The organism is Mesorhizobium sp. M7A.F.Ca.US.005.03.2.1, assembly GCF_003997795.1.
In the GTDB taxonomy this organism is placed as follows: domain Bacteria; phylum Pseudomonadota; class Alphaproteobacteria; order Rhizobiales; family Rhizobiaceae; genus Mesorhizobium; species Mesorhizobium ciceri.
On record NZ_RZRP01000129.1, the window covers coordinates 1 to 10,601 of the forward strand.

Here is a 10,601-nt window from a genome sequence, read left to right on the forward strand (position 1 = left end):
CCTTGCGGCCGGCATCGGCGAGGCCGGCGACAAAGATCTTGCTGCCGTCGATCTCGACCGCCTCGACGACGATCTTGGGCTCGGTCACGCCTGCAGCGGGCGGCGTCGCCGGCGCTGCAGGAGCCGGTGTCGCGTCGACCACGGCTGGCGCTGGGGCGGCTGGCGCCGGAGCGGTTGCGGGGGCTTCGGCTGTGGGAGCAGCCGGCGCGGCGGCCGGAGCAGCCGGCTTTGTCTCGGGTGCGGGAACGGTCAGCAATTCGGCCGGCTTGCCCGGCTCCTCGACCATGGCCAGCACCTGGCCGGCCGCATCCTTGGGAACCGAAACGACGGCGGTCTGCACCGAGGGCGTTACGACGTCACCGGTGGTCGCGCGCAGCGCGATCGTATAATCGCCGGGCTTCAGCGGATCATCGAGAATGATAACGAAGGCGCCATCGGGACCAGCGACCGTCGAGCCAAGCACCGTCGAGCCATTGAGGATTTCGACCTTGGCGTTGGGCGCCGCATTGCCGGCGACGACAATCGAGCCATTGCTTTCGACGCGCACGACATCGAAGGACGGTGCGACCGGACCGGTCGCAGCAGGCGCCGCCGCGTCCGCGGCCGGTGCGGCGGGTGCCGTTGCCTGGGGCACTGCGGCGGGAGCCGCCGGGACTTCAGCGGCGGGCAGCCGCGCTTCGGTGCCGGGATCGGCCGATTTTGCCGCTGCGGGCGGCGTCTGCGCCGCCACTTGCGCCGGCGGCGTGGGATTGAGATACGGGTCGAGTGCGCCCGCTACATAGGCGGTTCCCGCGGCCGCAACGGTCCCACCCGCCGCGAACAGGAACGCCTTCAGTGGATTAATTGCCATATTTCCCTACCCCTTAGCCACCTAACGCCGGTCTAGCCTGTTTTAGCAATACCGACAAGAAAAAGCCCAGGCCGTTAACCCTTGGGGCTTGACCGCGCTTTCAGACCCAATCACCAATCATCGACATGAACACGATTCGATCCGTCTGCGTCTATTGCGGCTCGTCTCCGGGCCGCGATGAAATCTATATCAAGGCCGGACACCTGCTCGGGCGCTCAATTGCCAAAGCGGGATTGCGGCTGGTCTATGGCGGCGGCACCAAAGGCATCATGGGCGCTGTCGCCGAAGGCGCGCTCAAGGCCGGCGGCAAGGTGACGGGCATCATTCCGCGCTTCCTGATCAACAAGGAGGCGAGCGAAACAGCGCTTGACCGGCTCGATGAACTCTTGATCACCGACAACATGCACGAGCGCAAGCACAAGATGTTCGAGAAATCCGACGCCTTTGTGGCACTGCCGGGCGGCATCGGCACGGTCGAGGAGATCGTCGAGATCATGACCTGGGGACAACTTGGCCATCATCGCAAGCCGATCGTCTTCGCCAATGTCAAAGGATTTTGGGATCCGATGCTGGCGCTGCTCGATCACATGGCCGCCGAAGGCTTCATCCACACCGCGCAGCGGGTCAAGCCGCTGGTCGTCGACGACCCCGAAGCGATCGTCGCCGCCATCATGGTAGCCGGATCGTCCGTCGACGCCCCGACCGAGGGCGTGCAGTCGGTGATCGATAAGATGTAGGGGAATAAGGCAGTAGGGCAGTAGGGCAATATGTGACAACAAGTGAATTGCCTGGAGGTCTCTGCCCTACTGCCCTACTGCCCTACTGCCCTACTGCCCTACTGCCCTACTGCCCTACTGCCCTACTCCCCTCTTCCGCCGCAGCCTGCCGCAAATCGGCAATCACCGCGCGCCGGTCATGACGCCGCCAGGCGAGATGGAGTGAAACCGTGCGGTCGAACCACGGCAGGTCGCGAAACACGATCCGCGGCGGCGCGGCGGCACGCAGGCTGGCTTGCACCGTCGCCAAGCCGAGACCCGCGCTGACAAGGCCGAGCGAGGTCAGCGGGTCCGCCGTCTCATAGGCGATGTCGGGCAAAAAGCCGGCTTTGGCGCAGGCGGCAAGGAACTGGCCGCGATTGGTGTCGTCCGGCTGGCGCACGACGGTGATCCAGGTGCGACCGTCAAGATGGTGAGGCCCGATCTCTGGCACTTCAACGAGTGGGTCATCTTCGGGGATCGCCAGCACCAGCGGCTCATGCCGCAGCGCCATGGCGGCGACATCCGGATCATCATCGGGTGGCGACGAGTAGACAAAGCCCAGATCCAGCGACCGCTGCCGTAGCCCTTCCAACTGCGCCGCCGAACGCAGGCTTCTCAGCTGCAGGTGGAAATCCGGCCGGTCGCGACGGAACTGGCGCAGCATCCCGGCGACAAGCCCGGCATGAACGGCCCCTTCGACATAGCCGATGGCGAGCCGGCCGACGGCGCCGCTGGCCAGGTTGCGGCCGAACTCCTCCACACGTCGCGCATTGGACAGCAGCGCGCGGGCCTCGGTGAGGAAGGCGCGGCCCTCGGCGTTGAGATGGACCCGCTGCTTCGACCTCTCAAAGAGGGAAACACCCAACTGCTCCTCGAGCTGGATGATCTGCCGGCTGAGTGGCGATTGGGAAATATGCAGCATTTCGGCTGCGCGCCCGACATTTCCGGTTTCGGCGACCGTGACGAAATAGCGGAGCTGGCGCAGGTCGAACATTTCTCCTCCAAGGCTCAAGTCCCTCTGGGTCTCAACTTTAGCCTAATCAGTCTTAGACTGTCTGACCAGCCAAAAGCGATAATCGGCCATCCAACCAAAGGAGACTGCCATGCAGTTCTTTGCCCTTCTCGCTCGCAACACCGAAAAATTTACCGATGCCGATTTCGCTCCGCTTCTGCCCGGCGAAGCCGAACAGCGGCGCACGCTCTACGCCGAAGGGGCGGTACGTCAGGTGTGGAACCGAGGCGATATCCCGGGCAGCGGCATGATGCTCGAGGCTGCTGATGATGCTGAGGTTCGCGGCCACCTCGCCACCTTGCCGTTGGTCAAGGCCGGCATGATGGACATTGCCGCAATCGTGCCCCTCAAGCCCTACCCCGGCTTCGGCCCGAAGCACTGACAGGGCACATCCGGGGGTGACGAAGGCGTCACCCCCGGATTGACACGGGGGATCGACAGACTGTGATCGGCTGTCAAGAAACCGTCACACGAAACCGGCTTCGCGCGTGCTAGGAATCAGTATCAGGCAGCCGCCGTGCGGCGCCATCTTCGGAACATGTATCTGGCACCGCCCATGGACATCTCTCTCGCCCCGGAAGGCACCGACCTGTCGCCCTACCTGCCCGACGAGCACGGATTGTTCTTCATCTATCACTTCACCGCTGAGGGCGTGCGAACCAGGGACGCCGCCGCCGCGCACTGGACATGGCGCAGCTACCAGCTTTCCGACATGCGGGCCCGCCACGAAATCGGCGCCGATCGGGCTTTGCCGGCACCCGTGCGTGAAGCTTTCCTATCCGCCAGCCATGGCTGCCACATCGACCTTGAGGACGACTGGCTCTATGGCGATCTGCCGGACCTGCGCCATGACTATTCGGCGGAAGCGGGCGGGCTTGGCCATTTCCGCTTCGCGCTCAATGACACGATGCTGGTCGGCGCCCGCAAGCAACCGCTGCAATCGGTCGACAACATCCGCAAGGCGATCGAGAATGGATCGCGCAAGTTCCGCTCGCCAGCCGAGTTGATCGAGGCTGTCGTCGGCCAGTCGTTCGATGGCATGGTGGCGGAACTTGCGGCACTCGGCGACAGTCTCGACGGCATCGAAGACCGTATCGTCTGCGACGCATGGCACAATGAACGGCAATCCCTGGTCGACGCGCGCCGGCATCTGGTGGTGATCCACAGGCAGATGGCGACGCTGACCAATCTGTTCCGTCACCTTGATCATTCGCACCGCAACGACCTGCCAGACAGCATCAACGACATGGCCGCGCGCCTTTCACACCGGGCGCAGACGCTGCACTATGACGGCGAGCAGTTGCAGGCGCGCGCCCGGCTATTGCAGGACGAGCTTATGGCAAAGCTGACGACGCAGTCGAACCGGCTGCTGTACGTCCTGTCGGTGATGACGGCGGTGCTGTTGCCGATGACCATCATCTCAGGCCTGTTCGGCATGAACGTTGGGGGCCTGCCGCTGGTCGACACGCCAATGGGCTTTTGGGTGGTGACGGCTGTGTCCATGGTGATCGCGGGTGCGACCTATCTCTTTGTCAGGCGGCTCGGACAGATGTAGCACCCGCCGGCAGCTTTCACGCAGTGGCGCGAAGATCCTCGATGATGGTGCCGGCGGCGGCCACTTCCGCTTCGTGATCGGGCTCGCGCCAGGTCTCGGCAAGCCCAGCCGCATGCCATTCGCGCATCGCCGGCAGAGCAAGCAACTGCGCCGGATACGCTGCAGCCGCACCCTCGAAGGAGAGCCCATAAGACTGTGCGCGGAACGCCACCGGGGCAAAGAAAGCATCTACTGCGGTGAAATGAGCGCCCGCCAGAAATGGCCCGCCGAAACGAGCAAGACCATCATTCCAGAGGTCGCCGAGGCGAAAGAGGTCCTGCTTCAGCGCATCGGACATCGGAAACGGCTCTACCCGCACGCCGCAACTCATCGGACAGGCGCTGCGCAATGCGGTGAAGCTCGAATGCATCTCGGCGGCGGCCGAGCGCGCCCAGGCGCGCGCCTTGGCTTCGACGGGCCACACGCCATGGTGGCGTTCTGCCAGATATTCGACGATGGCCAGCGAATCCCAGACCGCCCAGCCGTCGTCGACCAGGCACGGCACGCGGCCGCTCGGTGAGAAGGAACGGTACAGATCCCAGCTCGATCCGGTCGGGAATGGCGTCAGCCGCTCCTCGAATGGGATATACAGCGCGCGCATCAGCACCCAGGGCCGCAGCGACCATGAGGAATAATTTTTGTTGGCGATATGCAGCAGGTACATCGAACCCCCTTACCGTACGGGCTGCGGCGCGGCGCGTCGCGCTGTCGTCAACATCGACCAGGAATAGACTGCCAAAGCCGCCCAGATCAGCGCAAAGGCGATGGCCTGGATGGTGCCGAAAGGCTCGTCGAAGATCAGAACGGCGATCAGGAACACCATGGTCGGCGCGATATATTGCATGATGCCGATGGTTGACAGCCGCAGCAGCTTGGCGCCGAAGGCGAACAGCAACAACGGCACCGATGTGACTGGACCGCAGCCGATCAGCAACGCCGTATCCGTGCCACTGTTGGATACGATGTGGTCCTGTCCGGTCGCGATGAGATAGACGATGTAGCCAAGTGCCGGCACCGACAGCAGAAGGACTTCGAGCAAAAATCCCTGGCTCGGGCCGATCGGCAGCGTCTTGCGGAAGAAGCCGTAGGCGGCGAAGGAAAACGCCAGTGCCAGCGACACCCAGGGCAGCTTGCCGCCTTCGATGGTCAGCACGGCGACGGCGACGGCCGCCAGCACCACCGCCGCGATCTGCAGCCGGTCGAGCCGCTCGCCGAGCAGCAGCGCGCCGACAACGACGCTGACCAGGGGATTGATGTAGTAGCCGAGCGCGGTTTCGACGGTGCGGTCGACCGCGATCGCCCAGACATAGATGCCCCAGTTGACCGAGATCAGCGCCGCCGTCAGCGCGGCCATGGCGATGGTGCGTGGCGAACGCAGCGCCGCCTTGAAATCCGCCGTGCGGCCGGCCCAGATCAGAACGGCGGCGGCGATCGGCACCGACCAGACGATGCGATGGGCAATGACTTCCGCGAGCGGCAGATGAGCGACCGCCTTCATGTAGAAGGGCAGCAATCCCCATAGCAGATAGGCGCCGAGCGCCAGCAGAAAGCCGCGCCGGGCCTTGGACTCTGCATCCAGGGTAATTGCTTCAGTGGCCATGGGCCAACGCTATGGCCCAGTCACCTTGGCAAGACCATCGCAAAGTTCTGATGGATCAATGGACTTTCGCTGATGGTTCAACCCTATTCGGCGGCCACCAGTCCGGCCATCTCGCGGTTCTTCATCAGCTTGTAGACGATGGAATCCATCAGCGCCTGGAACGAGGCGTCTATGATGTTCTCGGAAACTCCCACCGTCCACCAGCGTGCGCCGGTGCCGTCATGCGATTCGATCAGAACGCGGGTGATCGCCTCGGTACCGCCATTGAGGATACGCACCTTGAAGTCGGCCAGCTCCATGTCGGCGATCTCGCCCTGGAATTTGCCGAGGTCCTTGCGCAGCGCGATGTCGAGCGCGTTGACCGGGCCATGCCCTTCGGCCACCGACATCTTCTCCTCGCCATCGACCACCACCTTGACGATCGCTTCGGAGACCGTCTTCAACTGGCCGTTGGCGTCGAAGCGGCGCTCGACCATGCAGCGGAACGAGGTGACGTTGAAGAATTCCGGCAGGCCGTGCAGCATCTTGCGGGCGAGGAGTTCGAAGCTGGCATCGGCGCCTTCATAGGCATAGCCCTCGGCCTCGCGCTCCTTGACCACGGATATCAGCGCGTCGAGCCGGTGATCGTCCTTCGGCACCTCGATGCCGCGTCGCCTCAGCTCGGCGAGGAAATTGGCCTTGCCGCCCTGGTCCGAGACCATGACACGGCGGCGGTTGCCGACGGTTTCGGGGGGGACGTGCTCATAGGTCGCCGGCTCCTTGGCCAGTGCGGATGCGTGGATACCCGCCTTGGTGGCGAAGGCGGAAGCGCCGACATAGGGCGCTTGCGCCTCTGGCGCTCGGTTCAGGAGTTCGTCAAATGCGCGCGACAACCTGGAAATGCCTGTCAGCGCCTCAGCCGAAATGCCAGTTTCGAAACGATCGGCGAAGGCCGGCTTTAGCGCCAGCGTCGGCACGATCGAGATCAAATTGGCGTTGCCGCAGCGCTCCCCGATGCCGTTGAGCGTGCCCTGGATCTGGCGCACGCCAGCCTCGACAGCGGCGAGGGAATTCGCCACGGCCTGGCCGGTGTCGTCATGGGCATGGATACCGAGATGATCGCCTGAAATACCCGACGAAATAACCTTCTCGACGATGGCGCGGACTTCCGATGGCTGCGTGCCGCCATTGGTGTCGCACAGCACCACCCAGCGCGCCCCGGCATCATAGGCGGTCCTGGCGCAGGCCAGCGCGTAGTCGGGATTGGCCTTGATGCCATCGAAGAAATGCTCGCAGTCGACCAATGCCTCCTTGCCGGCGGCGATCGCCGCCTCGACGGAGGCCTTGATGGCGTCGAGGTTCTCCTCATTGGTGCAGCCGAGCGCGACACGGACGTGGTAGTCCCAGCTCTTGGCGACGAAGCAGATGGCATCCGATTTCGATTGCACAAGAGACGCTAGGCCGGGATCGTTGGACGCCGACACCCCTGCCCGCTTGGTCATGCCGAAGGCGACGAATTTGGCGCGCTCCGTGCGCTTCTCCTGGAAGAAGGCGGTGTCGGTCGGGTTGGCGCCGGGATAGCCGCCTTCGACATAGTCGAGGCCAAAAGCGTCAAGCAGTTTTGCGATGGCGATCTTGTCCTCGACGGAAAAGTCGATGCCCGGCGTCTGCTGGCCATCGCGCAACGTGGTGTCGAAGAGATAGAGGCGCTCGCGGGTCATGGTCATTTGCCTGCAAACTTGTCCGTCGCGCGGATCAGCCGGTCGAGGATACCCGGCTCCGAATAAGCATGGCCGGCGCCCTCGATCAGATGGAAATCCGCCTTTGGCCAGGCCTTGTGCAGCGCCCAGGCATAGCGCGCCGGGCATGGCATGTCGTAGCGGCCATGGACGATGGTGCCGGGGATGTCGCTCAGCCTGTGCGCGTCGCGCAGCAATTGTCCCTCTTCCAGCCAGCCGGCATGGACGAAATAGTGGTTCTCGATGCGGGCGAACGCGACGGCATAGTCGTCCTGCCCAAACGGACCGCTTGTCTCAAGCTCCGGCAACAGCGTGATCGTTTCGCCTTCCCACAGGCTCCAGGCGCGGGCCGCCTCGATCTGCGCCTTTCGATCCGTGCCGACCAGCCGCTTGCGATAGGCGGCCATCATGTCGCTGCGCTCGGCCTCCGGGATCGGCGCCAGGAAGCGCTCCCATTTGTCCGGGAACATTTCCGAGACGCCGAACTGATAGTACCATTCCAGTTCCGCACGCGTCAGCGTGTAGATGCCGCGCACCACCAGTTCGCTGACGCGTTCTGGATGGGTCTCGGCGTAGGCGAGCGCAAGCGTCGACCCCCAGGAGCCGCCGAACACCAGCCATTTGTCGAAGCCGGCCATTTCGCGCAGCCGTTCGATGTCGGCGACCAGGTGCCATGTCGTATTGGCTTCGAGCGAGGCGTTGGGCGTCGATTTTCCGCAGCCACGCTGGTCGAACAGGATGACATCGTAGAGCTTCGGGTCGAACAGCCGCCGGTGTTTTGGCGAAATGGTGCCGCCCGGCCCGCCATGCAGGAACACCGCCGGCTTGGCGCCTTTGGTGCCGGAACGCTCCCAGTAGACCTGGTGGCCGTCGCCGACATCGAGCATGCCGGAATCGAACGCCTCGATCTCGGGATAAAGCGTACGCAATTGACTGCTCATAGTTGTAAACCTTTGGTCGGCCAGTCCGGCGTTTCATGGTCTGGGTGCTGGAAGGAGATGATGGATTCCTGCCTGTTGTAATAATCAGGATCCTGGTGGACGGGCTGATCGAAGATCGTCTCCACCCAGGGCAACCGCGCGGCATAGTTGACCTGGATCTGCGGTGCCAGGTCCGAACGGTCGTCGAAGGCACCGATCGCGATTTCCAGCCCGCCGGGCTGCCGATATGTCAGCGGCGTGCCGCAGCGGGCGCAGAAACCACGATCGATGTTGACCGACGACTGGAAGTAACTCGGCTCTTCATGGGTCCATTCGACGCCATCTCTGGGCACCGTGACCAGCGCGCCGAAGAACGAGCCGAACTGCTTCTGGCACATGCGGCAATGGCAGATGGACGGACGGCCGAGCGCTCCATGAACGCGGAAGCGCACGGCGCCACACTGGCAGCCGCCGGTTCTTACCTGATCGGTCATGATCTTTCCTTTGGCGGCCATTGTTCGGTGTCGTGGTCGGGGTGCTGGTAGGAAACGAGATCGGCCAGATAGGAGGCCGACGACATGTCGGCCATGGTGTCCTCGCCCGGCAGTTGCGGGATCGAGTCGACATAGGGCAGCTTTGCCTCGATCCCCCATTGAATCAGCGGCACGATCTCCGCTGGATTGTCGAACGCACCGATGGCGAGGCCAACCCCGTCCGGCGCGGTGAAGGTCAGCGGCGTGCCGCAATCGGCGCAAAAACCGCGATCGACATGGTTGGACGAACGGAAGTATTTCGGCTCGCCGCGCGTCCAGTCGAGCCTGGCGCCACGCACCGAAACCAGCGGCGCGTAGAACGCGCCGAACGCCTTCTGGCACATGCGGCAATGGCAGACCGAAGCGTCGCCCAAAGCGCCTTCAACGCGAAAGCGCACCGCGCCGCACTGGCAGCCGCCGGTGTAGATCGGTCGGTTGTCGAGGCTCATCGCTGATCACTCCGGCGCATGGCAGACGGCCTCGACGTTGTTGCCGTCGGGATCGAGGACGAAGGCGCCATAGTAGTCCGGGTGATAGTGCGGGCGCAGGCCCGGCCCGCCATTGTCCTTGCCGCCGGCGGCAAGCGCCGCAGCATAGAAGGCTTCGACCTCGGCGCGGCTGCGCGCGGTGAAGGCGACGTGCTGATGGGCCTTCTGACCATCCTTGCCTTCCTGCAGCCAGAATACCGGCCGATCGCGACCGTAGCCACCGACCTTTTTACCGCCGGTGTACTCCAGCGGCACCATATACAACAGCGCGGCACCAAGCGGCGCCATCGCCTTGTCATAGAAAGCCTTCGAAGCGTCGAAATCGGCAACGTTGATGCCGAGATGATCGATCATCTTTTTACCTCCCAGGTGGTGATGCGTTCGCCTGTGACCGGATCCTTGCCGTCCTTCAACTGTATCCCTTGGGCCAGCAGGTCGTCGCGGATGCGGTCGGCTTCGGCCCAGTTCTTGGCGGCGATGAACGCGAGACGCTTGGCGATGGCCTTGGCGACGTGGCCTTCATCAACCTTCGCCGACGCGACGTCGAAGCCGAGGAACAGCAGCGACGCCTTCAGCGATGCAGCGGCATCGTTGCCGTCCACTGCCTCGCCGGCCAACTGGGTCAGGATCTGGAAGGTGGCATAGGTGGCGAGATCGTCCGACAAGGCGTCGATGATCTCCACGGGCACCTGTCCCGCCGCCGTCGGCGCGAGGTCGGCCCCCCGCTTCCATTTTCGCAGGGTGTTCTCGGCCTCTTCCAGCTTGCGCACGGAAAAGTCGATCGGCTCGCGATAATGCGTCATCAGCATCGCCAGCCGCAGCACCTCGCCCGGCCATTTGCGGCCGCCGAAGGTCTCGGTCTCCAGGAGTTCGTTGATCGAGTAGAAGTTGCCGAGGCTCTTCGACATTTTCTGCCCTTCGACCTGCAGGAAGCCGTTGTGCATCCAGATGTTGGCCATCATTTCGGTGCCATGGGCGCAACGCGACTGGGCGATCTCGTTTTCATGGTGCGGGAAGATCAGGTCGAGGCCGCCGCCATGGATGTCGAAGACCTCGCCGAGATAGGCGGCCTCGACCTGATCTTCCCGCACCATGAAAACGAGATCGCCCAGTCGCGTTGCGCCCATG

At 63.7% G+C, this 10,601-nt stretch carries 11 protein-coding genes and 3 pseudogenes; 4 read left to right on the forward strand and 10 right to left on the reverse strand.

Annotated features, from left to right (window positions below; all coding sequences use genetic code 11):
* Positions 1-850 (reverse strand): annotated as a pseudogene (locus EN991_RS10065) (peptigoglycan-binding protein LysM); the annotation flags it as partial.
* A gap of 125 nt (positions 851-975) precedes the next feature.
* Here EN991_RS10065 and EN991_RS10070 point away from each other — a divergent pair.
* Positions 976-1,587 carry a TIGR00730 family Rossman fold protein gene (locus tag EN991_RS10070; protein ID WP_013532550.1) on the forward strand — a complete coding sequence of 204 codons (612 nt, stop codon included), beginning with the start codon at positions 976-978 and terminating at the stop codon, positions 1,585-1,587.
* A 106-nt stretch (positions 1,588-1,693) separates the two neighbouring features.
* Here the strand turns inward: EN991_RS10070 and EN991_RS10075 are convergent, their stop codons facing one another.
* Complete coding sequence (locus EN991_RS10075) at positions 1,694-2,602, reverse strand: LysR substrate-binding domain-containing protein (RefSeq protein WP_127368675.1); 909 nt, start codon at positions 2,600-2,602, stop codon at positions 1,694-1,696.
* Positions 2,603-2,711: 109 nt separating this feature from the next.
* On the opposite strand from EN991_RS10075, the gene EN991_RS10080 reads away from it, so the two are divergent.
* Both EN991_RS10080 and EN991_RS10085 read left to right on the forward strand, forming a co-directional pair.
* Positions 2,712-3,002, forward strand: coding sequence for a muconolactone Delta-isomerase family protein (locus tag EN991_RS10080; protein ID WP_013532552.1), 291 nt, complete (start codon positions 2,712-2,714; stop codon positions 3,000-3,002).
* A gap of 174 nt (positions 3,003-3,176) precedes the next feature.
* Positions 3,177-4,175 (forward strand): transporter, encoded by a 999-nt coding sequence (locus tag EN991_RS10085; protein WP_164753979.1) that lies wholly within the window; start codon positions 3,177-3,179, stop codon positions 4,173-4,175.
* Between the two features lie 16 nt (positions 4,176-4,191).
* Here the strand turns inward: EN991_RS10085 and EN991_RS10090 are convergent, their stop codons facing one another.
* From EN991_RS10090 to EN991_RS10125, 8 genes and pseudogenes are all read right to left on the reverse strand, one after another.
* Positions 4,192-4,878, reverse strand: a complete 687-nt coding sequence (locus EN991_RS10090) for a glutathione S-transferase family protein (RefSeq protein ID WP_127368676.1) — start codon at positions 4,876-4,878, stop codon at positions 4,192-4,194.
* Positions 4,879-4,887: 9 nt separating this feature from the next.
* The gene (gene rarD / locus EN991_RS10095) at positions 4,888-5,814 is read right to left on the reverse strand and encodes an EamA family transporter RarD (protein ID WP_127368677.1); all 927 of its coding nucleotides are present in this window, start codon (positions 5,812-5,814) and stop codon (positions 4,888-4,890) included.
* An 83-nt stretch (positions 5,815-5,897) separates the two neighbouring features.
* Positions 5,898-7,520: a citramalate synthase gene (cimA, locus tag EN991_RS10100; RefSeq protein ID WP_196815395.1), complete on the reverse strand. Its 1,623-nt coding sequence runs from the start codon at positions 7,518-7,520 to the stop codon at positions 5,898-5,900.
* Positions 7,517-8,473: a prolyl aminopeptidase gene (gene pip / locus EN991_RS10105; protein ID WP_127368678.1), complete on the reverse strand. Its 957-nt coding sequence runs from the start codon at positions 8,471-8,473 to the stop codon at positions 7,517-7,519. The genes cimA and pip overlap by 4 nt, the downstream gene beginning before the upstream one ends.
* On the reverse strand, positions 8,470-8,946 hold the full coding sequence (locus EN991_RS10110) for a GFA family protein (RefSeq protein WP_013532558.1): 477 nt from the start codon (positions 8,944-8,946) through the stop codon (positions 8,470-8,472). Before EN991_RS10110 ends, pip begins: the two co-directional genes overlap by 4 nt.
* Positions 8,943-9,434 (reverse strand): GFA family protein, encoded by a 492-nt coding sequence (locus EN991_RS10115; RefSeq protein ID WP_013532559.1) that lies wholly within the window; start codon positions 9,432-9,434, stop codon positions 8,943-8,945. The genes EN991_RS10110 and EN991_RS10115 overlap by 4 nt, the downstream gene beginning before the upstream one ends.
* A 6-nt stretch (positions 9,435-9,440) precedes the next feature.
* Entirely contained in the window at positions 9,441-9,827 is a 387-nt protein-coding gene (locus EN991_RS10120; RefSeq protein WP_013532560.1) for a VOC family protein, read from the reverse strand.
* A pseudogene (locus EN991_RS10125) lies at positions 9,824-10,543 on the reverse strand (cysteine--tRNA ligase); the annotation flags it as partial. The gene EN991_RS10120 and the pseudogene EN991_RS10125, both read right to left, overlap by 4 nt.
* On the opposite strand from EN991_RS10125, the pseudogene EN991_RS40830 reads away from it, so the two are divergent.
* Positions 10,538-10,601, forward strand: a pseudogene (locus EN991_RS40830) (hypothetical protein); the annotation flags it as partial. The pseudogenes EN991_RS10125 and EN991_RS40830 sit on opposite strands and share 6 nt — an antisense overlap.